Annotated in this window: 24 protein-coding genes; 9 read left to right on the forward strand and 15 right to left on the reverse strand. The window is 72.9% G+C overall.

The window, feature by feature from the left end; all coding sequences use genetic code 11:
- Positions 1–18: 18 nt before the first annotated feature.
- Positions 19–1,101 carry an NADH:flavin oxidoreductase/NADH oxidase gene (locus tag ACWGKJ_RS34275; protein ID WP_385030158.1) on the forward strand — a complete coding sequence of 361 codons (1,083 nt, stop codon included), beginning with the start codon at positions 19–21 and terminating at the stop codon, positions 1,099–1,101.
- A gap of 224 nt (positions 1,102–1,325) precedes the next feature.
- Positions 1,326–2,120, forward strand: a complete 795-nt coding sequence (locus ACWGKJ_RS34280; RefSeq protein WP_385030182.1) for a VOC family protein — start codon at positions 1,326–1,328, stop codon at positions 2,118–2,120.
- Positions 2,121–2,259: 139 nt separating this feature from the next.
- Here the strand turns inward: ACWGKJ_RS34280 and ACWGKJ_RS34285 are convergent, their stop codons facing one another.
- The 4 genes from ACWGKJ_RS34285 to ACWGKJ_RS34300 are packed head-to-tail and all read right to left on the reverse strand — an operon-like array spanning position 2,260 to position 5,298.
- Complete coding sequence (locus ACWGKJ_RS34285) at positions 2,260–2,889, reverse strand: LutC/YkgG family protein (protein ID WP_385030155.1); 630 nt, start codon at positions 2,887–2,889, stop codon at positions 2,260–2,262.
- Complete coding sequence (locus ACWGKJ_RS34290; protein ID WP_385030152.1) at positions 2,886–4,304, reverse strand: LutB/LldF family L-lactate oxidation iron-sulfur protein; 1,419 nt, start codon at positions 4,302–4,304, stop codon at positions 2,886–2,888. Before ACWGKJ_RS34290 ends, ACWGKJ_RS34285 begins: the two co-directional genes overlap by 4 nt.
- The gene (locus ACWGKJ_RS34295; RefSeq protein WP_385030149.1) at positions 4,301–5,056 is read right to left on the reverse strand and encodes a (Fe-S)-binding protein; all 756 of its coding nucleotides are present in this window, start codon (positions 5,054–5,056) and stop codon (positions 4,301–4,303) included. The genes ACWGKJ_RS34290 and ACWGKJ_RS34295 overlap by 4 nt, the downstream gene beginning before the upstream one ends.
- Positions 5,047–5,298, reverse strand: a complete 252-nt coding sequence (locus ACWGKJ_RS34300) for a hypothetical protein (RefSeq protein ID WP_385030146.1) — start codon at positions 5,296–5,298, stop codon at positions 5,047–5,049. Before ACWGKJ_RS34300 ends, ACWGKJ_RS34295 begins: the two co-directional genes overlap by 10 nt.
- Positions 5,299–5,622: 324 nt before the next feature.
- Here ACWGKJ_RS34300 and ACWGKJ_RS34305 point away from each other — a divergent pair, with 324 nt between their 5' ends.
- Both ACWGKJ_RS34305 and ACWGKJ_RS34310 read left to right on the forward strand, forming a co-directional pair.
- Positions 5,623–6,486: a fumarylacetoacetate hydrolase family protein gene (locus ACWGKJ_RS34305; protein WP_385030143.1), complete on the forward strand. Its 864-nt coding sequence runs from the start codon at positions 5,623–5,625 to the stop codon at positions 6,484–6,486.
- A complete protein-coding gene (locus ACWGKJ_RS34310) occupies positions 6,486–6,809 on the forward strand; it encodes an L-rhamnose mutarotase (RefSeq protein ID WP_385030140.1) in 324 nt (107 codons plus the stop codon). Before ACWGKJ_RS34305 ends, ACWGKJ_RS34310 begins: the two co-directional genes overlap by 1 nt.
- A 90-nt stretch (positions 6,810–6,899) precedes the next feature.
- Here the strand turns inward: ACWGKJ_RS34310 and ACWGKJ_RS34315 are convergent, their stop codons facing one another.
- The 6 genes from ACWGKJ_RS34315 to ACWGKJ_RS34340 form a co-directional block, all read right to left on the reverse strand.
- Positions 6,900–7,190 carry a hypothetical protein gene (locus ACWGKJ_RS34315; protein ID WP_385030137.1) on the reverse strand — a complete coding sequence of 97 codons (291 nt, stop codon included), beginning with the start codon at positions 7,188–7,190 and terminating at the stop codon, positions 6,900–6,902.
- 91 nt (positions 7,191–7,281) lie between these two features.
- On the reverse strand, positions 7,282–9,063 hold the full coding sequence (locus ACWGKJ_RS34320) for an ABC transporter ATP-binding protein (protein ID WP_385030133.1): 1,782 nt from the start codon (positions 9,061–9,063) through the stop codon (positions 7,282–7,284).
- Entirely contained in the window at positions 9,060–10,910 is a 1,851-nt protein-coding gene (locus ACWGKJ_RS34325; RefSeq protein WP_385030128.1) for an ABC transporter transmembrane domain-containing protein, read from the reverse strand. Before ACWGKJ_RS34325 ends, ACWGKJ_RS34320 begins: the two co-directional genes overlap by 4 nt.
- A gap of 134 nt (positions 10,911–11,044) precedes the next feature.
- Entirely contained in the window at positions 11,045–11,746 is a 702-nt protein-coding gene (locus tag ACWGKJ_RS34330) for a class I SAM-dependent methyltransferase (RefSeq protein ID WP_385030125.1), read from the reverse strand.
- Positions 11,743–12,459, reverse strand: coding sequence for a TIGR04282 family arsenosugar biosynthesis glycosyltransferase (locus ACWGKJ_RS34335; RefSeq protein ID WP_385030122.1), 717 nt, complete (start codon positions 12,457–12,459; stop codon positions 11,743–11,745). The genes ACWGKJ_RS34330 and ACWGKJ_RS34335 overlap by 4 nt, the downstream gene beginning before the upstream one ends.
- Positions 12,456–13,187 (reverse strand): glycosyltransferase family 2 protein, encoded by a 732-nt coding sequence (locus ACWGKJ_RS34340; protein ID WP_453315905.1) that lies wholly within the window; start codon positions 13,185–13,187, stop codon positions 12,456–12,458. The genes ACWGKJ_RS34335 and ACWGKJ_RS34340 overlap by 4 nt, the downstream gene beginning before the upstream one ends.
- A gap of 131 nt (positions 13,188–13,318) precedes the next feature.
- Between ACWGKJ_RS34340 and ACWGKJ_RS34345 the strand changes: the two genes are divergently transcribed.
- Together ACWGKJ_RS34345 and ACWGKJ_RS34350 are read left to right on the forward strand one after the other, a co-directional pair.
- Positions 13,319–14,182, forward strand: a complete 864-nt coding sequence (locus tag ACWGKJ_RS34345) for a response regulator transcription factor (RefSeq protein ID WP_385030116.1) — start codon at positions 13,319–13,321, stop codon at positions 14,180–14,182.
- Positions 14,179–15,288, forward strand: a complete 1,110-nt coding sequence (locus tag ACWGKJ_RS34350) for a sensor histidine kinase (RefSeq protein ID WP_385030113.1) — start codon at positions 14,179–14,181, stop codon at positions 15,286–15,288. Before ACWGKJ_RS34345 ends, ACWGKJ_RS34350 begins: the two co-directional genes overlap by 4 nt.
- A 115-nt stretch (positions 15,289–15,403) precedes the next feature.
- Here ACWGKJ_RS34350 and argG read toward each other — a convergent pair whose 3' ends face one another.
- Complete coding sequence (argG, locus tag ACWGKJ_RS34355; protein ID WP_385030109.1) at positions 15,404–16,852, reverse strand: argininosuccinate synthase; 1,449 nt, start codon at positions 16,850–16,852, stop codon at positions 15,404–15,406.
- Positions 16,853–16,978: 126 nt separating this feature from the next.
- Between argG and ACWGKJ_RS34360 the strand changes: the two genes are divergently transcribed.
- From ACWGKJ_RS34360 to ACWGKJ_RS34370, 3 genes are all read left to right on the forward strand, one after another.
- Positions 16,979–17,656 (forward strand): uracil-DNA glycosylase, encoded by a 678-nt coding sequence (locus ACWGKJ_RS34360; RefSeq protein ID WP_385030106.1) that lies wholly within the window; start codon positions 16,979–16,981, stop codon positions 17,654–17,656.
- A complete protein-coding gene (locus tag ACWGKJ_RS34365) occupies positions 17,653–18,648 on the forward strand; it encodes an N-acetylglucosamine kinase (protein ID WP_385030103.1) in 996 nt (331 codons plus the stop codon). Before ACWGKJ_RS34360 ends, ACWGKJ_RS34365 begins: the two co-directional genes overlap by 4 nt.
- Positions 18,649–18,740: 92 nt before the next feature.
- The gene (locus ACWGKJ_RS34370) at positions 18,741–19,667 is read left to right on the forward strand and encodes a sirohydrochlorin chelatase (protein ID WP_385030100.1); all 927 of its coding nucleotides are present in this window, start codon (positions 18,741–18,743) and stop codon (positions 19,665–19,667) included.
- 76 nt (positions 19,668–19,743) lie between these two features.
- Here the strand turns inward: ACWGKJ_RS34370 and ACWGKJ_RS34375 are convergent, their stop codons facing one another.
- The 4 genes from ACWGKJ_RS34375 to ACWGKJ_RS34390 form a co-directional block, all read right to left on the reverse strand.
- Positions 19,744–20,787 (reverse strand): lactonase family protein, encoded by a 1,044-nt coding sequence (locus ACWGKJ_RS34375; protein WP_385030097.1) that lies wholly within the window; start codon positions 20,785–20,787, stop codon positions 19,744–19,746.
- A gap of 132 nt (positions 20,788–20,919) precedes the next feature.
- Positions 20,920–21,861, reverse strand: a complete 942-nt coding sequence (locus tag ACWGKJ_RS34380) for an ABC transporter permease (RefSeq protein ID WP_385030094.1) — start codon at positions 21,859–21,861, stop codon at positions 20,920–20,922.
- A complete protein-coding gene (locus ACWGKJ_RS34385; protein ID WP_385030091.1) occupies positions 21,861–22,856 on the reverse strand; it encodes an ATP-binding cassette domain-containing protein in 996 nt (331 codons plus the stop codon). The genes ACWGKJ_RS34380 and ACWGKJ_RS34385 overlap by 1 nt, the downstream gene beginning before the upstream one ends.
- Positions 22,853–23,107 carry a hypothetical protein gene (locus ACWGKJ_RS34390; protein ID WP_385030089.1) on the reverse strand — a complete coding sequence of 85 codons (255 nt, stop codon included), beginning with the start codon at positions 23,105–23,107 and terminating at the stop codon, positions 22,853–22,855. Before ACWGKJ_RS34390 ends, ACWGKJ_RS34385 begins: the two co-directional genes overlap by 4 nt.
- Positions 23,108–23,472: the final 365 nt, after the last annotated feature.

A 23,472-nucleotide genomic window follows, 5' to 3' on the forward strand; every position in this document is an offset into this window, starting at 1 on the left:
TCGTGAATGGAGCCTCACGTGAGCGTCCTTTTCGAGCCGTACACCCTGCGGTCGCTGACCTTCCCCAACCGCGTGTGGATGCCGCCCATGTGCCAGTACAGCGCTGCCTCCGACGGCCCTCTCACCGGAGCCCCCAACGACTGGCACTTCCAGCACTACGGCGCCCGTGCCGCCGGCGGCACCGGCCTCATCATCGTCGAAGCGACCGCTGTCTCCCCGGAGGGCCGGATCTCCCCCTACGACCTCGGTATCTGGAACGACGCCCAGGTCGGAGCCTTCCGCCGCATCACCGACTTCCTCAGGAGCCAGAACACGGTTCCCGGAATCCAGATCGGCCATGCCGGCCGCAAAGCCTCGACCGACCGTCCCTGGAAGGGCGGCAAGCCGCTCGGCACGGACGAGTACGGCTGGCAGGCTCTGGCCCCGAGCCCGGTTCCCTTCGACGACGGGCACCCGGCACCCACCGAGCTGACCGTCGACGGCATCAAGGAGATAGTCCAGCAGTTCGTGGACGCCGCCCGCCGTTCCCTGGACGCCGGATTCGAGGTCATCGAACTCCACGGCGCCCACGGCTACCTCATCGGCGAGTTCCTCTCCCCGCACTCCAACCACCGCACCGACGCGTACGGCGGCTCCTACGAGAACCGCACCCGTTTCGCCCTCGAAGTCACCGACGCCGTGCGCGCCGTCTGGCCCGACGAACTCCCGCTGTTCTTCCGCATCTCCGCCACCGAGTGGCTGGAGGGCGGGGAAGGCTGGACCGCCGACGACACCGTCCGCTTCGCCGCCGAGCTCAAGGCCCATGGCGTCGACCTCATCGATGTCTCCACCGGAGGCAACGCCGCAGGCGTCCGCATCCCGACCGGCCCCGGCTACCAGGTCCCCTTCGCCGCCCGCGTCCGCAACGAAGCCGGCGTCCCGGCCGCGGCGGTCGGCCTCATCACGGAGACCGAGCAGGCCGAGAAGATCCTCGCCAACGGTGAGGCCGACGCCGTCCTGGTCGGCCGCGAACTGCTCCGCGACCCGTCCTTCGCCCGCCACGCCGCCCGCGAACTGGGCGCCGACGCCCACGTGCCCGACCAGTACCACCGCTCCGTCTGAGCTCCGGCCGGGAGGGCGCGCGCCGCCCTCTTGGCCCGAGCGGCCGGCGGGCCGGCGTGACCGCGGCTCCTCCCCCTCCCGGGGAGGGGCCGTCGGCTGTTTCCGGGGAGGCGCGGTCGGCCGTCTCACCCGGACGGCCCGCTTCGGGGCGTCCGGGCCGGGCAATGGATGGCCCGTCCTGCCCTGTCCTGCCCTCATGCCATCCGGAGGCATCCGTGCCCGAAATGAACGGCCCCTACAAGCCCGGCACCCCGTGCTGGATCGACCTGATGGTCCCCGACCAGCAGGCGGCCATCGACTTCTACCGCGACCTCCTCGGCTGGGAGGGCGAGATCGGCCCGGCCGAGCAGGGCGGTTACGCCGTCTGCACCCTCGGCGGCAGGCCCGTCGCGGGAATCATGAAGGCGATGGGGCCGGACGGCAAGGCTCCGGACCCGATGCCCCCGACCGTGTGGACCACGTACCTGGCCACCGCAAGCATCGACGCCACCGTCAAGGCCGTCACCGACGCCCGTGGCACGGTCCTCACGGGCCCGATGGACGTGATGGACCTCGGGCGGATGGCCCTCGTCTCCGACCCGGCCGGTGCTGTCTTCGGTCTGTGGCAGGCCGGCTCGTTCGACGGTGCGGGGATCGTCAACGAGCACGGCGCCCTCATCTGGAACGAGCTGAGCACGGACGACATCCCGGCCGCCGCCGCGTTCTACTCCGCGATCCTGCCGCTCACCACCGCCGCCGCCGATCTCCCGGGCGCCGAGGGGTATGTGGAGCTCAAGGTGGACGACCGCCCCGTCGGCGGGATGAAGGACATGACGAACCTGCCGCCCGGGACGCCCCCGAACTGGCTGTCGTACTTCAACGTCGACGACGTGGACAGCGTCCAGGCGGCGGCCGTCCGCGCCCAGGGCACGGTGCTGGCCCCGGCCTTCGACATGGCGGTGGGCCGCATGGCGGTCCTGAGCGACCCCCAGGGCGGTGTCTTCGCGGTCATCGCGCCTGGCACGCCGGACAGCCACTAGATGTACTGACCCGCGGGGTTGCCGACCCGGCTGACGGATTGCCGTCAGCCGCTTCCGGTGCGGCAGCGTTGGCGGTGGCGGTCGGTCGGTCGGTCGGTCGTCCAGCGGTACCGCTCATGGCCATCCGCCGGCGCCCCGGTCACTCCTCGACGAGGACCACTTCGAGGGTGCGGGGCCCATGGACGCCTTCGACCCGGTCGAGTTCGATGTCGCTGGTGGCCGAAGGGCCCGAGATCCAGGTGAGCGGCCGTGCCGGATCGAGACGCGGGAGGGCCTGCGGCACCGAGGCGACCACCTGTTCGGGGGCCCGTACGACACAGATGTGGTGGTCGGGGACGAGGGTGATCCGGCGGCGCCCCTGATCGGCACTGCCGTCCAGGACGAGGGTGCCGGTCTCGGCGATGGCCACCGCACAGCCGGTGACCACACTGTCCACGGCGTCGAGTTCCTGCGCGGTCGACTCCGGGGTGTCGTCCTTGCGGACCGCGGTGGACTCGGCCAGCCACGCGGCGGGCAGCCCGGCCGGCGCCAGCACCGTCGTCGCACCGCGCTCGGCGAGCAGCCGGGCGAGGAGCGCCGGCAGCCCGTCGGGCCGGGTCCGGTGGACGAGGGCGCGGTAGTCCGCGAGGTTCTCGTGGAGGAGGTCCAGCACGGCCGCCGGGTCGTCGGCGGTGTGCGTGGTGAGGTAGTCGCGTACGACCTCGGGGGCCTCCGGCGCGCCCGCCACCGCGGCACGGACGCGGGCGAGGATCTGATCGCGGGAGCTCATGCGCGGTTCTTCTTCCACCAGTCACGGAACGGTTCGGGCGGCAGTCCGGGCAGGTCGCGGCTGTCGGTCCAGGCCGCAGCGCCCGGGAGCCGCCGGGGGTGCAGCCCCCGGGTCATCGATGCCGCCTTCTCGCCCGCGGCGAGCGCCGCCGGGTGGTTGAGCACCCAGCCGGCCGCCCTCATCGCCGCCTTCTCCAGCCGGTGGCCTTTGCCGCCCTGCGCGGCGACCCGCTCGCGCAGATGGACCAGGACCTCGGGGATGTCGATGGCTACCGGACACACGTCGTAGCAGGCGCCGCAGAGCGAGGAGGCGTACGGCAGCGAGGCGTCGATCTCGCTCTGCGTGCCCCGGAGCTGGGGGCTGAGGATGGCGCCGATGGGGCCGGGGTAGACCGAGCCGTACGCGTGACCGCCCGCCCGTTCGTACACCGGGCAGACGTTGAGGCAGGCCGAGCAGCGGATGCAGCGCAGCGCCTGGCGGCCCACCTCGTCGGCCAGGGTGGCGGTACGGCCGTTGTCGAGCAGCACCAGATGGAAGTTCTGCGGGCCGTCGGCCTCGGTGGTGCCGGTCCAGGTGCTGGTGTACGGGTTCATCCGCTCGGCCGTCGACGAGCGCGGCAGGGTCTGGAGGAACACCTCCAGGTCCTGCCAGGTCGGCACGGTCTTCTCGATGCCGACCACCGAGATGAGTGTCTCGGGCAGGGTCAGGCACATCCGTCCGTTGCCCTCGGACTCGACCACGACCAGGGTGCCGGTCTCGGCGACCATGAAGTTGGCCCCGGAGATCCCCACCCGGGCCCGGAGGAACTTCTCCCGCAGATGCAGCCTGGCGGCCTCGGCCAGTTCCGCCGGGGTGTCGGTCAGCCCTTCGGGGGCCGGCCGCCCCCATTCGCTCATCGTCCGGGCGAAGATCTCCCGGATCTCGCCACGGTTGCGGTGGATCGCCGGGACCAGGATGTGGCTGGGACGGTCATCGCCCAACTGCACGATCAGCTCCGCGAGATCCGTCTCGTAGGCGGCGATCCCCTCTGCCTCCAGCGCTTCGTTGAGACCGATCTCCTGGGTCGCCATCGACTTGACCTTGACGACTTCCCGCTCTCCGGTGGCCTTCACCAGAGCGGCGACGATCCGGTTCGCCTCATCGGCGTCGGACGCCCAGTGGACGGTGCCCCCGGCGGCCGTGACCGACTCCTCCAACTGGACCAGGTGTTCGTCGAGGTGACGTAGCGTCCGGTCCTTGATCTGCTTGCCCGCCTCCCGCAGCCGCGCCCAGTCGGAGAGCTCGGAGACCGCCTTGGCGCGCTTGTCGCGGATGGTGTGGGTGGCATGCCGGAGGTTGCCGCGCAGGGTCTCGTCGCGTACGGCCTCCCTGGCCGCCTTCGGGAAGGACGGCATCCCCAGATAGGTACCGCTCATGCGTGGGGCTCCTCTTCGGTGCTCGCCAGGATCTCGGCCAGGTGGAGCGCCCGCAACGGCGCGTCCTGGCGGCGCAGAATGCCGCCGATGTGCATCAGACAGGAGTTGTCGGCCCCGCACAGCACATCCGCGCCGGTAGAGACCGCGTTGCGTACCTTGTCCTCCCCCATGGCCGCCGACACATCCGCGTTCTTCACCGCGAACGTCCCGCCGAAACCGCAGCACTCCTCGGCCCCCTCCAGTTCCCGCAGTTCGAGCCCGCGCACCGCCTGGAGGAGCCGGCGCGGCCGGTCGCCGAGTCCCAGCATCCGCAGGCCGTGGCAGGACGGGTGGTACGCCACCGTGTGCGGGAAGTACGCTCCCACGTCGACCACCTCCAGCACATCGACCAGGAACTCCGTCAGCTCGTAGGTCTTCGGCACGGAGCGGGCCGCGGCCTCGGCCAGTTCGCTCCCGCGGTGCTCCGCCGCGGCCTTGCGGCCGATACGCGGATAGTTGTCGCGGACCATCGCCGCGCAGGAACCCGACGGGGTGACGACGTAGTCGTAGCCGGCGAACTCCCGGTCGAAGCGCCGGACCAGGGGCTCGGTCTCCCGGCGGTAGCCGGTGTTGAACTGCGGCTGGCCGCAGCAGGTCTGCCCGGCGGGAAAGCCGACCTCCACCCCCAGCCGCTCCAGCAGTCTCACCACGGCGATGCCGGTCCGTGGATACAACGCGTCATTCACACACGTCACGAACAGTCCTACCCGCATGCGTCCTTCTCGGGGTCGTCCACGGCTCGGGGCCGCGGCGGTGGTGGTCGGGCGGCGGCCGGGGCGGAGGCCGGCGCCGTGTCCCCGCGCCGCCGCTCCGTCCCGCTCTCCTGCGACGAGCGGTTCGCCGTCTCGGGTACCCGGGTCAGGACGAGTGCGAGCCCCACCGTGGGGATCACTGCGGGGATCACTGCGGAGATCGCCGCGAAGATCACCGCCGAGGTCGCTGCGGAGTCCCGCACGGGTACCGAAGCCCCGGAAGCCGATGACACCGAGGATGTCAGGACGGGACGCCCTTCGACCGGAGGGGTCGGCGAGAGTCGGCCATGGAGTCTCCAGAGCAGCGGAAATTTTCCTACAGGAAAGGGAGGTCATCGGAGGTTAGCTCTGAAGCACTGCCGCACGTCAACCCTTCAACTACGCTTTTTCCGGGGCACTTGAGACGATGACACCTCCGGGGGTTCTCCCCCATCAGGATTTCCTATAGCTTTCGTCTGGCTGACATCCGATCTCTCGCGCTGAGACTTCCGCGCCGACATCGGCCGACATCTGAGGAGGCTGCCGTCATGCAGCTCATGCGCCTGGGCGATCCGGGCGGCGAACACCCCGCTGTACGCGAAGGCGGTGTGCTCTACGATCTCGGCCCGCTGACCGACGACATCGACGGGCGGTTCCTCGCCGGCGGCGGTATCGCCCGGGTGCGCGAAGCCCTCCGCACCGGGGCGCTCACCGAACTCCCGGGGGCCGCCCGGCTCCGGGTGGGCGCACCGGTGGCCCGGCCCACAGCGGTCCTCTGTGTCGGGCAGAACTACGCGGCCCACGCGGCGGAGTCGGGCAGCGAACCGCCCACCGCGCCGATCATCTTCTTCAAGCACCCCAACACCGTGGTCGGACCGTACGACGACGTCCTGATCCCGCCCGGCGCGAAGACCGTGGACTGGGAGGTGGAGCTGGCCGTCGTCATCGGACGCACCGCCCGCTACCTCGCGTCGGCGGACGCGGCGGCGGAGTGCATCGCGGGGTACGCGGTCTCCCACGACGTGTCGGAACGGACGTACCAGCTCGACGAGTCGGGCGGCCAGTGGTCGAAGGGCAAGTCCAGTGAGACCTTCAACCCGCTCGGACCATGGCTCGTACCGGCCGGTGACCTCCCCAGCGGGCCGCAGGCCCTGAACCTCCGCAGCCGGGTCAACGGCGAGCCCCGCCAGGACTCCAGCACCGCGGACATGATCTTCGGAGTGCATGAGCTGGTACGCCACCTCAGCCACTATCTGGTGCTGGAGCCGGGCGACATCATCAACACCGGAACCCCGGAGGGTGTGGCGCTCTCCGGCCGCTTTCCCTATCTCTCGGCGGGCGATGTGGTCGACCTCGAAATCGACGGGCTCGGCGCCCAGCGCCAGACGGTACGAGCGGCGGTGACCGGCTGATGCAGCGGATCGCGCAGGTGATCCGGGTCCGCCCGGAGAGGCTGGCGGACTACCGCGAGCTGCACCGGGCGGTGCCGGAGCCGGTGCTCGCCCGGCTGCGGGCGAGCCATATCGCCAACTACTCGATCCATCTTCTGGGAGACCGGCTCTTCAGCTACTTCGAGTACCACGGCGACGACCTGGTCGCGGATCTCGCCGCGATGGGACGCGACGAGGCGACCCGTCAGTGGTGGGAGCTGACGGACCCCTGCCAGGAGAAGGTGCCGGAGGCGGGCCCCGACGACTGGTGGGCGCCCATGGAGCAAGTCTTCCTCATGGAGTAGCCCAGGTGATGCCCGTGGAGTCGGCGGGCCCCGGGGCAGCATCTGCGGTGCGGCGTCGAACGCCGCGCAGCCGTCGGCGGCGGAGCTGGATCAGGGGGCCTGGTAGGCGTCGGTCCCGGCCTGCGGGCCTGCCGGGCGGGTCGGCCCCGGGGTGCCGCTGGTCTCCCAGGCGCCGATGCCGTAGGAGACGGCGACCGCGATCAGGACGATCACGCCGAACACCAGGATCGGCCTGAACCGGTCGGCCGCCGGGCCGCTCCGGCGCCTGCGGATACGGGCCGGGCCCCCCGGCCCCGGTATCGCCCGGGTGAGTCTTCGCTTCCAGTACACCAGACGGTAGTAGTGCTTGAGCACCGTCGCCCCCTCCTTGATCAGTGCCACGCCGTGGACACCGTACAAGGCAGCAGTGACAGTGCGGCCTGCCTGCCCTGCGCCGCACCGGAGACGGCAACAGCCTCTGCCCGGTGGCGAGTTAAGAGCCGGTGACGCACGGCTCGTACGACGGGTCGGGAGGCGGGGCGCCGTGCCAGGTGTGCCAGAGTCCGGCGTACGCGCCGCCCGCGGTGACCAGTTCCTCGTGGGTGCCGAGTTCGGCGAGCCTGCCGTCCGCCATGACGGCGACCCGGTCGGCGTCGTGCGCGGTGTGCAGCCGGTGTGCGATGGCGATCACCGTGCGGCCTTCGAGTACCGCGGCCAGCGCACGCTCGGTGTGGCGTGCCGTCGCCGGATCGAGCAGGGCGGTCGCCTCGTCGAGGATGAGTGTGTGCGGGTCGGCCAGCACTACCCGGGCGAGGGCCAGTTGCTGCGCCTGGGCGCCGTCGAGCAGTCGGCCGCCCGCTCCCAGCTCGGTCGCCAGCCCGTCGGGGAGCGCGGACACCCACTCGGCGCCGACCGCAGTCAGCGCGCCGGTCAGTTCGGTGTCGGCCGCACCCGGTGCGGCGATCAGCAGATTGTCCCGCACCGTGCCGAGGAAGACATGGTGTTCCTGGGTGACCAGGACGACCTGGCTGCGCAGATGTCCGGGCGGCTGATGCGCGAGCGGCACCCCGCCCACCGTGACTGTGCCCGTGCGCGGGGCGTCAATGCCCGCCAGCAGCCGCCCCAGCGTGGACTTTCCGGCTCCGGAGGGTCCGACGACCGCCAGCCGCTCACCCGGCCGTACGGTCAGATCGACCCCGTGCAGCACATCGGGGCCGCCCTCGTACGCGTAGTGGACCCCTGTCACCTCGATCCGGTCGTCCGCCGGCACGCCGCCCGCCCAGGCCGGGGCGGGCGCCGGGGCCTGCGCCACCCCTTCGACCCGGGCGAAGGCGGCCCCGCTGCTCTGCAGTTGCTCCAACTGCTGGAGGACGGTGTCGAGCGGCGCGGAGAGCCGGCGCAGATAGAGCGCGGAGGCGACCACCGCACCCAGTGACACCACTCCCCTGTCGTGCAGCACACTCCCGAGGAGCAGCACACCGGCCACCGGCAGTACGTACGAGACGTCCACTGCGGGGAAGAGCACACTGCGCAGCCACAACGTCCGCACCCGGGAGCGGCGCCAGACACCGACCGCCTCCTCGCACGCCTCGATGCGCCGCAGCTCCAGGCCGAGCGCCTCCACGGTCCTGGCGCCGGAGGCCGTCGCCGTGAGGACCTCGATGAGCTGGGAGTACGCCGCGCCCTCGGCCAGATAGGCGGGGTGCGCCCGGCGCAGATACCAGCGCGCCGCCCACCAGATGCCCGACAGCCCGGCCACCCCGCAGCAGCCGAGCAGCGGGTTCACCGCGAAGACCGCCCCGAGGATGAACAACGCCTGGACGGTGGCGATGAGGACGTCCGGGGCCGCGTCCCGCAGAGTCGAACCGACCGTGGCGACATCGGTGGTGCCCCGGACGCCGAGGTCACCGGTGCCCGCCCGCTCCACGACCGTGGCGGGCAGGGCGAGCGCCCGGTCGGTGAACTGCTCGCGCACCCGGGCGGATGTGCGCTCGCCGAAGCGGTGGGCGAGATACCGGGCGAACCGGGTGAGCAGCAGCTCGGCCACCGCGAGGAGCAGGAGGGCCAGGGCGAGCCGGTCGACCGTACCGACACCGCCGCCCGTTGCGACCCGGTCGATGATGCGGCCCAGCAGCCACGGCCCGGCCAGCCCCGCAGCGGCGGCCAGGGCGTTGAGGACGACGACGGCGGCGAAGGCGCGCGCGTCGGCCCGGATCAGCCGCCCGGCCGCCCGCCGGACCTCGCGCTTCCCGGCGACGGGCAGCGGGGTGTTCACCGGGCCACCCCCTTCGGCCCTGCTGTGCCGGGGTCGGCGGCTGTGTCGGCGGCCCGGCTGTGCGGCAGTTCCCCGGCCGTCCCCTCGCCGTCAGGAGCCACCACTGCGGCGCCCGGGGCCACCGCGGCGCCTTCCGCGGCCGCCTCCTCGCCGGTGCTGCGCGCGACCAGCGCCCGGTAGCCGGGCTGGTCGCGCAGCAGCTCGAAGTGGCTGCCGACGGCGGCTACTTCCCCGTCCACCAGGTAGTACACGGTGTCCGCCCTCTCCAGGAACAGCGGTGACGTGGTGGTGACCAGGGTGGTGCGGCCGGCGCGGGCCGCCTTCAGCCGGGCCGCGACAGTGGCCTCGGTGTGCGCGTCGACCGCTGACGTGGGATCGACCGCCAGCAGCACTTCGGGGTCGGCCAGCAGGGTCCCGGCCAGCCTGATCCGCTGCCGCTGGCCGCCGGAGAGGTTACGGCCGAGCTCTTCGACCGGCGAATCGAGCCCGTCGGGAAGGCACGCGAGGACGTCGTCGGCGACCGCAGTGTGCAGCGCTTGCGCGAGGGCCGCCCCGTCCCGGTCCGTCCGGCCGGCGAGGCTCTCGCGCAGCGTCCCGGCGAACAGGTGGGCCTCGTTGTCCGCGACCAGGATCCGCCGCCTCAGCTGCGCCGTGGGAACCGCGTCCAGCCGTACGGATCCCCAGGTCACGTCCGATGCGGTGAAGCGCCCCAGCCGGTCGACCACCGCGACCGTGTCCGACGGCCGGGCGCTGACGAGCGCGGTCAGCAGACCGGGCGCCACCTCGGTCCCGGACACGGGATCACGCAGTACGGACGGCTGCGCGGGCGCGACGCCGCGGTGCGCGGCCGGCTCCGCGTACGGCTCGACGGCGAGGAAGCGCACCACCCGGCGGGCGGCGACCAGGCCCCGGCTGATGCCGTAGCCACCCTCGACGAAGGAGGCCACCGGCACCACGAGCACCGCCACATAGCCGTACACCGCCACCAGTTGGCCCGCAGTGATCGTCCCCTCGGCCGCCATCCGGGCGGCGAGCCAGGTGACGGCGGCGAGAAAGAGCGCGGGCAGACCGACCGCGAGCGCCTGGATCCAGCTGGTCACCCCGCCGACCCGGTACCCCTCGACGCGGAGCCGCTGCGACCCCGCGCGGTAGCGGTCGGCGTACAGCCCCTTGCCGCCGAGGCCGCCGAGCACCCGCAGCCCGCCCACCAGATCCGTGAGCAGGGCGGTGAGCTCACCCTGGCGCTCCCGGTAGACGGACTCCGTGCCCCGCAGCCGGCCGAGCAGCGGTCCGATCACCAGGGCGAGCAGCGGTACACCGAGCAGCAGGACGGCCATGAGCAGCGGCGACACGGCGTACAGCAGGGCCGCCACCACGCAGTAGGCCACCACCGCACCGACCCCGGGGCCGGTCACCGTGAGGGCCTCGCTGATGCGTGCCACATCGCTGCCGCCGATCGCGGCGACCTCACCCGCCGTCACCCGGAGCGGGAGTGCGGCGCCCAGCCGGGTGGAGTGCCGTACGACGACCCGCACGGTTCGGAAGGCGGCGTCCATCCGTACCCGGGTCATGGTGCGGTGGCGCATGATGCCGAGCCAGGCGTTGAGCACACCGATGCCGAGCAGCGCGCCGGTCCAGCGGAGCAGCGTCCCCTGGCTGCCGGGTCCGAGCCCCGCGTCGATGGCCCGGGACAGCAGATAGGGCGGCAGGGTGAGCCCCGTCGTCCACGCGGTGCCCAGCAGGGCGCCCGCGGCGATCCTGCGGCGCTGCCCGGCGACCAGCCACACCAGGTAGCGCCAGGCGCTCCGGATGTCGGGGGTGCCGGGGTCGGTCGGTTCGGCCGCCATGACCGGGACTTTACCGAGTCTGTAACTTCGCCGGGGCGCCGGGTGCGTCCGTACCGGTGCACGGGAGCCGAGCCGTCACCGCAGCCCGTTTCCCGTACCCCGGGGTGCGGGTTCCTCCGTACGGCCGCCGCGGCTCAGGGCCCGTGGTCCGGCGCGGCGGAGTGTGCCTGGTGCACGACGGCGCCGGATCTGCGCAGCGCGATGAAGGGGCGCCCCTCCTCCTGCCACTGCCCGGCCGCGGTCCAGCCGGCCGCGCGTGCGTGGCCGAGCAGTGCGCGTACGCCCACCCGGGCCCACGGGAAGTCGGCTCCGGCGCCGCCCCTGCCGTCGTCGACCCTGACCCGTACGCACTCGTCGACCTCGACCGGGGCGGCCTCGGCCAGCAACAGGCCCCGGGGGCTGGTGAGTTGGGCGGCGCGGGCGAGCAGGGCCGCCGGGTCGCCGCCGATGCCGACATTCCCGTCGATGAGCAGCGCCGTACCCCAGCGCCCCTCCCCCGGCAGCCGGTCGAAGACCGAGCGGCACAGGGCGGGCGCTCCGGCCCGTGCGGTGCGGGCGACGGCCGCGGGGCTGACGTCGACGCCGAGCGCCCGGTGGCCAAGACCGGCCAGTGCGGCGACCAGCCGGCCGGGGCCGCATCCGATGTCGAGGACGGTTCCCTCGCACCGGCCGAGCACGGACATGTCGGCGCGGTCGGCGCCCGCACACCAGCGTTCCACGTCGAGCGGGAGGAGCCAGCCGTCCGCGCGGCGCAGGAAGAGCGGGCCGCGCCCGGTGCGCAGGGCGTCGGTGTAGGGATCGGACTGCCAGCAGCGCGGCCGGGCCGGAGCGCTCACGTCCGGGCTCCGGGGCGGTGGCCGGCCGGGGCCGCCGTACCGCCGGGGAGCAAGGCAGGATCCACCGAGCCGCCGGGGACGGAGGCCGGGTCCGTGGCCGCGATGCCCGAGACGGCCGCCGCGAAGCGGCTGTGCGGAATGGCGGCGGCCACCGCCCGTACGTCGTGCGCGGTGTCGACGTCACGCAGCGCGGGCAGCTCACGGACGGTGAGCCCGGCGCCGGTCAGCCTGGCCCGCTGCGCCGCGCCGGTCCCCGGGGTCGACATGGGGACCCCGCGGATGAGTCCGGGGCGGGGTTCCGCGAGTCCGAGGGCCCAGAATCCACCGTCATCGGCGGGCCCGAACCAGGCGTCGCAGCCTTCCCAGCCGCCGGGCCCGAGCGCGGGTTCCAGCAGGGCAGGGGTGAGTTGCGGGGTGTCCATGCCGATGAGCAGAGCGGGGCCCGTACAGAGGGCGAATGCGGCGGCGAGCCGTTCGTCGAGTCCGCCGCCGCTCTGCGGTACGACCTCGATGCCGGGCGGCAGCCACGTGCCGGGCGTGCCTTCGAGCACCAGGATCCGGCGCCGGGCCGGACAGGCGAGAACCGCCGCGAGCGTGTCGCTCAGCGCGGCCTCGGCGATGTGCGCCGCCTGCTGGGGGGTGTAGGGCGGGGTGAGCCGGGTCTTGACCCGGCCGGGCCGCGGCTCCTTGGCGATGACGAGCAGCGTGGTCATCGCACCGCCGTCCCGGCGGGGGCGGAGGCGGCGGCGCGGGCGGGGGCGCCGAGAACCGAGCGCATATCGCTCACCGCCTGCCAGGTGCCCCGCCAGGTGCCGGTGACCTTCGACTTCCCGGTGCGCGGCCGGTAGGGCACGTCCTGCTCGGTGATCCGCCACCCCGCGTCGGATGCCCGTACGACCATCTCCAGCGGATAGCCGCTGCGCCGGTCGGTCAGTCCGAGGCCGAGCAGCGCCGTGCGGCGGGCGACCCGCATCGGGCCGAGGTCGCGCAGGCGCAGTCCGGTCCGGGTGTGCAGCATCCGGGAGAGCGCGTAGTTCCCCGCGCGGGCGTGCAGGGGCCAGGCGCCGCGCCCGGTGGGACGCCGGCGGCCCAGTACGAGGTCGGATTCGCCGTCCGCGACCCGGCGGGCCAGACCGGCCAGCAGCCCGGGGTCGAGCGAACCGTCGCAGTCGCAGAAGCACACCAGATCCGCTGTGGCGGCGCGCAGACCGGCATGGCAGGCGGCGCCGAAGCCGCGGCGGGCTTCGTGGACGACGGTGGCGCCGAGGTCCGCGGCGATGGCGGCCGAGCCGTCGGTCGAGCCGTTGTCGACCACCAGGGCCCGCCAGCCGTCCGGGATCCGCTCCAGGACCCGGGGCAGCGCGCCCGCTTCGTCGAGGCAGGGGAGGACGACGTCCGCCGTCAGAGGGGGCACGGGGCTCGGGGGCCGCGGGGGCGTCAGCTCGGTCACGTCCTCACCGTACGAACCGGAGGGCGCTTGAGGGCTCATCCGCTCCTTACGAAACGCGGACGTCCGTGCACGACCACCCACTCGACGGTCCGCGCGCCCCGGCCCGGTGACAGGCTGGGGGCATGCCGAACCCGCGCCCCGCTCTCTGCCCGCCCTGTGTGCTGGTCGTCGACGACGACCCGACCGTCTCCGAAGTCGTCGCCGGTTATCTGGACCGGGCGGGGTACTCGGTGGACCGCGCGGCTGACGGCCCGGCGGCCCTGGAGTGCGCGGCGCGGCGCAGCCCCGACCTGGTGGTGCTCGATCTGATGCTGCCGGGCATGGACGGTCTGGAGGTGTGCCGGGTGCTGCGGGAACGCGGCCCGGTTCCGGTGATCATGCTGACCGCGCGCGGCGACGAGGACGACCGGATCCTGGGGCTGGAAATAGGCGCGGACGACTATGTCACCAAGCCGTTCAGCCCGCGTGAGCTGGTGCTCCGCGTCGACTCGGTGCTGCGGCGCAGCCGTACGGGCGGCGACCGTCCGGGGCCGCTGCTGCGCGCCGCGGGCATCACGGTGGATCCCGCGGCCCGGCGTGCCACCAAGGACGGCCGTGAAATCGCCCTGACGCTGAGGGAGTTCGATCTGCTGGCCTATCTGGTCGGGCATCCGGGGCAGGCGTGCGGCCGGGAGCGGCTGATGCATGAGGTGTGGGGCTGGGAGTTCGGCGATCTGTCGACGGTCACGGTCCATGTGCGCCGGCTGCGCGGCAAGATCGAGGACGATCCCGCCGCACCGAGGCTGATCCGCACGGTGTGGGGGGTCGGCTACCGCTTCGAGGACGCGCCGGAGCCGCCGGGGCCCGGGGGCGGGGTTCCCGAGGCGGGCCGATACGGGCCGGACAGGCCGGATGCGGGCGGGCGGGACGCGGGCGGGCGGGACGCGAGCGGGCCCGGCGCGGGCGCAGCGCCCCGGTCCGGGTCGGGCGGGGCGGGTGCGCGGTGAAGGATGTGCTCTTCATCGCCCTGTACGCGTTCCTCGGCGCCGGTGCGGCCGGGCTGATCGGAGCGGGCGCCCTGTGGCGGCTTCGCCACCGCTCGGTCACCCTGTCGCTCACCGTCGTCTCGGCGGTCGCGGTGACCGCGATGCTGGCGGGGACACTGGTGGTGGCGAGAGCGATGTTCCTGTCGCCGCACGACCTCAAGGTCGTGACGCTGGTGGTGGCCATGGCCGCGGTGGTGTCGCTGGCGACCGCGCTGCTGCTCGGCCGCTGGGTCGTGGCGGGCAGCAGGGCGCTCACGCTGGCCGCGCGGTCCTTCGGCGACGGGGGCGACTTCGCCGAACCGGGCGGGGCGCCCACCGCCGAACTGGCCGATCTGGGACGGGAACTGGCCGCGACGAGCGAGAAGCTGGCGGTGTCGCGCCGGCGCGAGCGGGCGCTGGAGACCTCACGCCGTGAGCTGGTGGCGTGGATCTCGCACGACCTGCGGACTCCGCTCGCCGGGCTGCGGGCGATGTCGGAGGCGCTGGAGGACGGGATGGCGTCCGACCCCGAGCGTTACTTCCGGCAGATCCGCACCGAGGTGGACCGTATGAACACCATGGTCGGCGATCTCTTCGAACTGTCCCGTATCCACGCGGGCGCGCTGACGCTGGCTCCGGTGCGGATGTCCGTGTACGACCTGGTGGGCGACGCACTGGCCGGGGCGGATCCGCTGGCCCGTGAGCACGGGGTGCGGCTGGAGGGCGGCGGTGTGCAGCCCCTGCCGGTCGAGGTGGACGGCAAGGAGATGACCAGGGTGCTGGCCAATCTGCTGGTCAACGCCATCCACCGGACACCCGCCGACGGTACGGTCGCGGTCGCCGCCGAGCGGCGGGCCGGCTCCGTCGTCCTCTCGGTGACCGATGGCTGCGGCGGCATCCCGGAGGACGACCTCGCGCGGGTCTTCGACACCGGCTGGCGGGGCAGCGAGGCCCGCACACCCCCGGCGGGCGCCGGTCTCGGCCTGGCCATCGTGCGCGGCATCGTGGAGGCGCACGCCGGCCGGGCCGCGGTGCGCAACGTGACCGGCGGCTGCCGCTTCGAGGTCACCCTGCCGGCGCCCCGATAGGGCCTCGGCCGATCTTCGCGGGCCGGACAGACCCTGGCCGCCGGCGTCGGAGTACCGCCGCCCGGAGGGTCGCCCGGGTCGCCCTCCGGGCGGCGGGTGTCCTGCCCGTCCCGGGTCAGTCGGTGCCGAACTCCATCGCGGCGCGGTCGAGCATCTCGTCGGCGCCCTCGGCCTTGCCGCGGGAGGCGATGACCTCGGCCCCGCCCTGCGGCATCGCGCCGATCAGACCCGTCGACGCGGCCTGGGCTGCGCCGATGAGCGTGGCGTGGGTGTTGCCGACGATGCCGAGGCCTGCGTACTGCTCCAGCTTGGCGCGGGAGTCGGCGATGTCGAGGTTCCGCATGGTGAGCTGGCCGATCCGGTCCACCGGGCCGAACGCGGAGTCCACGGTGCGCTCCATGGAGAGCTTGTCGGGGTGGTAGCTGAACGCCGGGCCCGAGGTGTCCAGGACCGAGTAGTCCTCACCGCGCCGCAGCCGCAGTGTCACCTCTCCGGTGACCGCCGCTCCCACCCAGCGCTGGAGCGACTCGCGGATCATCAGTGCCTGCGGGTCGAGCCAGCGGCCCTCGTACATGAGGCGGCCGAGGCGCCGGCCCTCGTTGTGGTACTGCGCGACGGTGTCCTCGTTGTGGATCGCGTTGACCAGGCGCTCGTACACGGCGTGCAGCAGCGCCATCCCGGGGGCCTCGTAGATGCCGCGGCTCTTGGCCTCGATCACCCGGTTCTCGATCTGGTCGGACATGCCCATGCCGTGACGGCCGCCGATGGCGTTCGCCTCCATCACCAGGTCGACCGGGGTGGCGAACCTCTTGCCGTTGATCGTCACCGGGCGGCCCTGGTCGAAGCCGATGGTCACGTCCTCGGCGGCGACCGGGACCTCGGGGTCCCAGAACCGGACCCCCATGATCGGGTCGACGGTCTCGACGCCGGTGTCGAGGTGCTCCAGGGTCTTGGCCTCGTGGGTCGCGCCCCAGATGTTGGCGTCGGTGGAGTAGGCCTTCTCGGTGCTGTCGCGGTACGGGAGGTCGTGGGCGACCAGCCACTCCGACATCTCCTTGCGGCCACCGAGCTCGGTGACGAACTCCGCGTCCAGCCACGGCTTGTAGATGCGCAGGTGGGGGTTGGCGAGCAGGCCGTAGCGGTAGAACCGCTCGATGTCGTTGCCCTTGAACGTCGAGCCGTCGCCCCAGATCTGTACGTCGTCCTCAAGCATCGCGCGGACCAGCAGGGTGCCGGTGACGGCGCGGCCGAGCGGCGTCGTGTTGAAGTAGGAGCGCCCGCCCGACCGGATGTGGAACGCACCGCAGGTGAGCGCCGCCAGGCCCTCCTCGACGAGCGCCGCACGGCAGTCGACCAGGCGCGCGATCTCGGCGCCGTACGCCAGCGCGCGGCCGGGGACCGACGCGATGTCGGGCTCGTCGTACTGGCCGATGTCGGCGGTGTAGGTGCACGGGACGGCGCCCTTGTCGCGCATCCACGCGACCGCGACGGAGGTGTCGAGGCCACCGGAGAAGGCGATACCGACGCGCTCGCCGGTCGGGAGGGAGGTAAGAACCTTAGACATAGAAAGAGTATGCGTCATAACGCATGACCATGCAAAGCGGGTGCTCCACCGCTGGTGGACGCTCCCGTGGCCGCTCCCGCGCACCCGGCACGGTGCCGGTGCGGTGTGCCAGTAGAGTGACGCCCCGTGGCAGCACGACCGTTGAACGAAATTGTCGAAGCGGGATGGGCGCAGGCGCTCGCTCCCGCAGCCGGACGGATCACGGCGATGGGCGAGTTCCTGCGCGCCGAGATCGCCGCGGGACGCACCTATCTGCCGTCGGGGGCGAACGTGCTGCGCGCGTTCCAGCAGCCGTTCGACGAGGTACGTGTCCTGATCGTCGGCCAGGATCCCTATCCGACACCGGGGCACGCCGTCGGGCTGAGCTTCTCGGTGGCGCCCGATGTACGCCCGGTGCCGGGCAGTCTGGACAACATCTTCCGCGAGATGCACACGGACCTCGGGCTGCCCCGCCCCTCCAACGGGGATCTGACCCCCTGGGCCGAGCAGGGCGTACTGCTGCTCAACAGGGCGCTGACCACGGCACCGCGCAAGCCGGCGGCCCACCGCGGCAAGGGCTGGGAGGACGTGACCGAGCAGGCCATCCGGGCGCTTGCCGCCCGGGGGAAGCCGCTGGTCTCGGTGTTGTGGGGGCGCGACGCCCGCAACCTCCGGCCGCTGCTCGGCGACCTTCCCGCGGTCGAGTCGTCCCACCCCTCCCCCATGTCGGCCGACCGTGGCTTCTTCGGTTCGCGCCCCTTCAGCCGGACCAACGACCTGCTGGTACGCCAGGGGGCCCAGCCGGTGGACTGGCGGCTGCCGTGACCTGGGTGCTGGGGGTGGACTCGGGCGGCTCCGGGCTGCGGGTGGCGCTCGCCGCCGCGGATCCGGCGCTCACCGGAACGGAAACCTCCGTCGCCTCCCGGATTCCCGTACGCACCGGCGCCCGCGGAATCGAAGCGGCTCATCTGCTGGAGCAGCTGCTGCCCATGGCCGGGGAGCTGCTCGGGCGCACGGGCGGGGCCGGGGTGTCGGCGGTGGCCATCGGGGCCGCCGGGATGGCGACGCTCGGCGACGACCTGCGCGCGGAGCTGCCGGCCGCGCTGGAGCGCGCGCTCGGGGTGCGGCGGCTGGCGCTCGCCGCCGACGCGGTGACGGCGTACGCGGGAGCGCTCGGCCAGCGGCCGGGCGCGGTGGTCGCTGCGGGCACCGGGATGATCGCGCTGGGCACCGACCTCGTGCGGTGGCGCCGGGCGGACGGCTGGGGGCATCTGCTGGGCGACTGCGGCGGCGGGGCCTGGATCGGCCGGGCCGGCCTTGAGGCCGCGATGCGCGCGTACGACGGGCGGCGGGGCGGTTCGGACGCGCTGCTCGAACGGCTGGAGGCGGTCTTCGGACCGGCCGGCGGTCTGCCGGGGCTGCTCTATCCGCGTACGGACCGGCCCGCCGTGCTCGCCTCGTTCGCCCCGGAGGTGGCCAGGTGCGCGCCGGGCGACCCGGTGGCGGCGGCGATCCTGCGGGACGCGGCCCGGCAGATCGCCGAAGCGGCCGCCGCCGTCTGCCCGGCGCCGCGGGCGGAGTCAGGCGCGGGCTGTGAAGTAGCCCTCACGGGTGGTCTGTTCAAGATGGGGGACCCGCTGCTCACCCCTGCGCGCGAGGAGCTCGCCGCCCTGCTGCCGTCTGCCAGACCCGTGCCGGCGGCGGGGGATCCGCTGGTGGGAGCGGTACGGATCGCTTCGGCGCTCGCCACCGGAGGGCTTCGACTGCCGCCGCATCCACAGCTCTTGCGTGTCGTGGCGGAACAGGATACGCGATGAGGACCAGACGCAACGGATAAAAGAGGACAGACGCCTCACGAACGCACCCTCCCCGAACAGCCGGGCCTGCAAAGCCAGTAGCATGCGGCGCCATGAGCTCCCCCAATGGGCCCGTTCCCGGCCTGCCTGTACGAATGCCGCGACCCCGCCAGACCGGACGGCACCGCCGCCCGGAACCCGCGGTGGCCCCTGAGGGCGCGCCCGCGCTGGTTCTCGCTGTTCCCGGCACACCTTCCGCCGCTGTTCGCAGCCTGGCGGAAGAGGTGATGTCGATCGCCCGTTCCGAGCTGCCGGGGCTGGACGCCCGTATCGGATATCTGGACGGCGGCGAGGACGAGTTCCCCGCCCTGGAGACGGTGCTCTCCGCCACCGCAGCCGAGCGGGTGGCGCGCTACGAGCTGGCGAAGGCCGCCGGGCGCGAGGTGGCCGAGCCGGCCGGCGCCACCGCCGTCGTGGTGCCGCTGCTGGCCGGCCCGGACGCGGCCACCGAGCGGCGGATACGGCAGGCCGTGATGGACAGCACCACCGCTGCCGAGCTGACCGAGGTGCTGGGACCGCACCCGCTGCTCGCGGAGGGGCTGCATGTGCGTCTCTCGGAGGCCGGTCTGTCCCGGGCCGACCGGGCCCGGCTGTTCACCGTCGCCACCGCGGCCGACGGCATCATCCTGGCGACGGTCGGCGGCGACGAGGCCGTGCAGGCCGCCGGGATCACCGGGATGCTGCTGGCAGCGCGGCTGGCCGTGCCGGTGATGGCCGCCGCTCTCGATGTGGACGGTTCCGTCGCCGCCATCGCCGAGCAGCTGCGGGGTTCGGGCTCGGCGCAGCTGGCGCTCGCGCCGTACCTGATCGGCCCCGAGGTCACGGACGAGCTGCTGGCGGGGGCTGCCAAGGAGGCGGACTGCGCGTCCGCCGCACCGCTCGGCGCCTACCCGGCGGTCGGCAAGCTGGTGCTGTCGAAGTACACCACCGCGCTGGGCATCTCACCGCAGCAGCCGTCCCAGGGAGCCCCGGTCGGCTGACCCGCGGCGGACGACTGCGCACAGGAAGGGGCGCGCACCGGGCAGGTGCGGGCCCCTTCCTGTTCCGCCCGGGCCGTCAGGCGAACACCACGCACGAGGCCGCGGCCACCTCCACGGAGCCGGAGCGGCCCGGGATCCCGGTCAGCGGGTCGATGTCGAACCAGGTCACATCCCCCGAGTGCTCATTGGCCGCATACAGCCGCCGCCCGCCGGGGTCCAGCGTCAGGTCGCGCGGCCACCGGCCGCCGCAGTCCACCGTGGTCACCAGTGCGGGCCTTTCCCCGCTCGCGTCGAGGGCCAGTACGGAGATGCTGTCCTGCCCCCGGTTCGCCGCCCAGACGAAGCGCCCATCGGGTGCGACGGCCACCCCTGACCCGTAGCTCTCCCCCGCGGTGCCTCCGGGCAGCAGCGCGGTCGTGCCGGCCGGCTCCAGCGTGCCGGTCGCGGCGTCCCACCGGCAGACCGTGAGGGTGGGCTCCAGCTCGTTCAGGACGTACACATGCGTTCCCGCCGGGTGGAAGGCCAGATGGCGGGGGCCGCTGCCGGGCCGCAGCGCGGTCTCCCCGTGCACCGTCAGCGCTCCCGAGTCCGGGTCCAGTGCGCAGACCCGTACGGAGTCGGTGCCGAGGTCCACACTCAGCACCCAGCGCCCGGTGGGGTCCTGTCTCACCTGGTGGGCGTGCGGGCCCTCCTGCCGGTCCTGGTGCGGCCCGCGGCCCTCGTGACGCAGTACCGAGACGGGGGCGACCAGACCGCCGTCGGCCGCGCGTACGGGCAGCACACTGACGCTCCCCGAGCTGTAGTTGGCGGTGACGACATGCCCGCCGGTGTGTACGAGGTGGGTGGGGTCGGCGCCGCCCACGGCGACCGGAGCACCGATCAGCCGGGGCAGCGCCCCGGTGACGTCGAAGGCCGCAGCCGCCCCGTCGCCGGTCTCGGAGACGGCGTACAGGACCGCGCCGCCGGGGGCGACGGCGAGGAACGAGGGGTTCGGCACGGTGTCCACCGCGCCCAGCGCGGTCAACGCCCCCGTCGCGTCCACCGAGGCGGCGACGAGCCCCGGGCCCCCTGCCGAGGTGAACGAACCGATGAATGCCCGCCCGGTGCCTGTGGTGACCACCGTGCTCCCCCTCTCCTGCCGCGCCGGTCCGTGCGTGGCCGGGCTCCGGCAGACGGTAGCAGGAGCGGTCTGGACCAATTCGGCCGCACCGCAACTCGGCCGCACTGCCGGGCTGCCGCACCGCAGCGCAGCTCAGGACAGCACGCGGTGGCGGAAGTTGCGCAGTCCGAGAGCGAGGAAGAGCGCGCAGAAACCGGCGAGCACCGGATAGATCACGTACAGGTGCATATGGGACACGTCGGTGAACCCGGCCCGCATGCCCTCGCTCATGTAGATCAGGGGGTTGACCAGTACCAGCACCTGGAGCCAGTGGAATCCGCCGACCTGTACGGGGGCCAGCCTGGTCCACTGGTAGTACGTACCGCCGAGGAAGACGAGCGGCAGCACGACGAAGCCGAACATCACCCCGATGTTCCTCGGCTCGAACGTGGTGCCCAGCAGCAGCCCGAGCGAGGTCATCGTGAGGCAGGAGAGCGGGATCAGGGTGACCACGATCCACCAGTGGATGCTGAGGTGCGGGTGGACTCCGGGGGCGTGCACGACGGCGGCGATCGGCAGCACGATGACCGCCGAGATCAGCCCCTGGGCCGACCCGGACAGCACCCTCGCGACCGCCACCAGCCAGATCGGGCACGGGGCCTGCACCCGGTCCTCGATCTCGCGGGTGAAGCCGAACTCCTGGGACATCTGGATGGCGACCGACTGGATGCCCTGGAACATGATCGCGATGGACACCACCCCGGGGACCAGGACGGTCGCGAACGCCGACTCCCCCCTGGCGCCGCCGCCCGACCCGATCCCCTGGCCGATGAGGGGGAACACGTACAGGAACACGAAGACCAGCAGGAACGGCTGCATGACGGTCCGGCCGGCGAACTCGCCGAAGTTCTTCATCAGTACGGTCAGATCGCGCTGGACCAGCGCGCTCAGCGCGGAGCGGCTCGCGGCGGCCGCCGACCGGGCCGGCCGTACGCCGATGGGGCGCCCGGATCCGCCGGCGGACGGTACGTCGCCGGGCGGTACGTCACCGGGTGGTACGTCACCGGGCGGCGGGGCGGCACTTGACGTGGCCATCAGTCCCTCAGCTCCTGTCCGGTCAGGCTGATGAAGACGGTCTCCAGAGTGCTCTCGGTGATCGAGAGGTCGACCAGTTCGAACCCGCCGGCCTCCGCGCTCGTGACGACCCTCGGCAGCAGCCGTTCGGCGCCCTTGACCTGTATCTCGACGGCTCCGTCGACCAGCCGGGTGCGGACGACTCCTTGGATGTCGCTGTTCAGCCGGGCGGCCAGGCCCTCCTGGCTGCCGCTGGTGGCGACCGTGACCACGGCGTCGGCACCGAGCCCCTGTTTGAGGGCCGCCGGTGTGTCCAGCGCGAGGATCCGGCCGTGGTCGATGATCGCCACCCGGTCGCAGAGGTGGTCGGCCTCCTCCATGTTGTGCGTGGTGAGCAGAATCGTCTGGCCCTCCGCGATCAGCCGGTCCAGCGCCTCCCAGAGTGCCAGCCTGCCCTGCGGGTCGAGACCGGCCGTCGGCTCGTCGAGGAAGAGCACGGCGGGGCGGTGGAAGATCGCACGGGCCACCATCAGACGCTGCGCCATCCCGCCGGACAGGGCGAACACCGACGACTTGGCCCAGCGGGACAGATGGAACTGTTCGAGCAGGGCGTCGGCGGTGCGGCGTGACTCCCGTCGCGCAATGCCGAACAGCAGGCCGTGGAAGTACAGGTTCTCCCACACCGTCAGCGAGCGGTCCAGGGTGTTCTGCTGGCTGACGACGGCGATGAGCTGTTTGGCGAGCGTCGGTTCGGCGACCACGTCGATGTCACCGATGTACGCGGAGCCCGCCGTCGGCACCACCCGGGCGGTCAGCATGCCGACCGTGGTGGTCTTGCCGGCCCCGTTGGGCCCCAGCAGTCCGAAGATCTCTCCCTGGCACACCCGGAGATCGATGCCGTCCACTGCCGGGGCGGCGGACTTGGCGTACGCCTTGGTGAGTCCGCCGGCGCGGATGACGGCGGCTGGGCCCTGCGGCGGGCCGCTCCGCCGGTCCGGGTCGGCGGGGCGGGTCATCGTCTCGGCAGCGAGGGGACGTGGAGTGGGTGGGCGGACTCGTCGGCGAGGGCCAGCCGCTCCTGGTCCGCCTGGTATTCGGCCTGCCCGATCCGGCCGGAGAGCAGATCTGCGGGGCGGGGCCGCCCGGCGTGTTCCGCCGGGGGCCTGCGGGTCGAGAAGTGCTGCGCGACGTAACGGCCGACGGCCGTGGCCGCGCCTGTCACCAGCTGTATGAGCTGTCTGAAAACGCTGAGGATGGCTGTGGACATACCGCGTCTCCTTCCAGGACCACCGGCCCGCGCGCCCGGGGTGGTTACGCGGGGCGGATCCACGGCGGTGTCCATGAGGGCGGCCGGCTCGCACCGGTCCGGCCGGACAGCCGCGTGCCGCCCTGAAAGTCGTGGGATCAGCCTGATGTGCCACCCCGTTGCGTCCGCTGGGCGGATGCCGCGGGAGCCTCAAGCACTGACATCTCTCATGGAACCATGCACGGCGGTCCCCGGCATCCGGCGTCGCTCCGGGCGCAGTCGGAGCCGGGTACGGCAGCCGGTCGCCGGTCGGCGGTATACGGCGGACGCCCCGGACTCTTCGCCGGGCGCATACGGCGGCCGCCCCGGCCGGCGTGATGCCGGCC

This window comes from Streptomyces sp. NPDC054757, assembly GCF_053612185.1.

Bases quoted from the DNA above. Each gene is read 5' to 3' on its own strand.
- ACWGKJ_RS34325 (WP_385030128.1), bottom strand. From the start codon at position 10,910: ATGGCGGCCGAACCGACCGACCCCGGCACCCCCGACATCCGGAGCGCC.
- ACWGKJ_RS34310 (WP_385030140.1), top strand. From the start codon at position 6,486: ATGCAGCGGATCGCGCAGGTGATCCGGGTCCGCCCGGAGAGGCTGGCG.
- ACWGKJ_RS34390 (WP_385030089.1), bottom strand. From the start codon at position 23,107: ATGTCCACAGCCATCCTCAGCGTTTTCAGACAGCTCATACAGCTGGTG.
- ACWGKJ_RS34290 (WP_385030152.1), bottom strand. From the start codon at position 4,304: ATGAGCGGTACCTATCTGGGGATGCCGTCCTTCCCGAAGGCGGCCAGG.
- argG (WP_385030109.1), bottom strand. From the start codon at position 16,852: ATGTCTAAGGTTCTTACCTCCCTCCCGACCGGCGAGCGCGTCGGTATC.
- ACWGKJ_RS34305 (WP_385030143.1), top strand. From the start codon at position 5,623: ATGCAGCTCATGCGCCTGGGCGATCCGGGCGGCGAACACCCCGCTGTA.
- ACWGKJ_RS34280 (WP_385030182.1), top strand. From the start codon at position 1,326: ATGAACGGCCCCTACAAGCCCGGCACCCCGTGCTGGATCGACCTGATG.
- ACWGKJ_RS34335 (WP_385030122.1), bottom strand. From the start codon at position 12,459: ATGACCACGCTGCTCGTCATCGCCAAGGAGCCGCGGCCCGGCCGGGTC.
- ACWGKJ_RS34285 (WP_385030155.1), bottom strand. From the start codon at position 2,889: ATGAGCTCCCGCGATCAGATCCTCGCCCGCGTCCGTGCCGCGGTGGCG.
- ACWGKJ_RS34345 (WP_385030116.1), top strand. From the start codon at position 13,319: ATGCCGAACCCGCGCCCCGCTCTCTGCCCGCCCTGTGTGCTGGTCGTC.
- ACWGKJ_RS34385 (WP_385030091.1), bottom strand. From the start codon at position 22,856: ATGACCCGCCCCGCCGACCCGGACCGGCGGAGCGGCCCGCCGCAGGGC.
- ACWGKJ_RS34295 (WP_385030149.1), bottom strand. From the start codon at position 5,056: ATGCGGGTAGGACTGTTCGTGACGTGTGTGAATGACGCGTTGTATCCA.
- ACWGKJ_RS34370 (WP_385030100.1), top strand. From the start codon at position 18,741: ATGAGCTCCCCCAATGGGCCCGTTCCCGGCCTGCCTGTACGAATGCCG.
- ACWGKJ_RS34380 (WP_385030094.1), bottom strand. From the start codon at position 21,861: ATGGCCACGTCAAGTGCCGCCCCGCCGCCCGGTGACGTACCACCCGGT.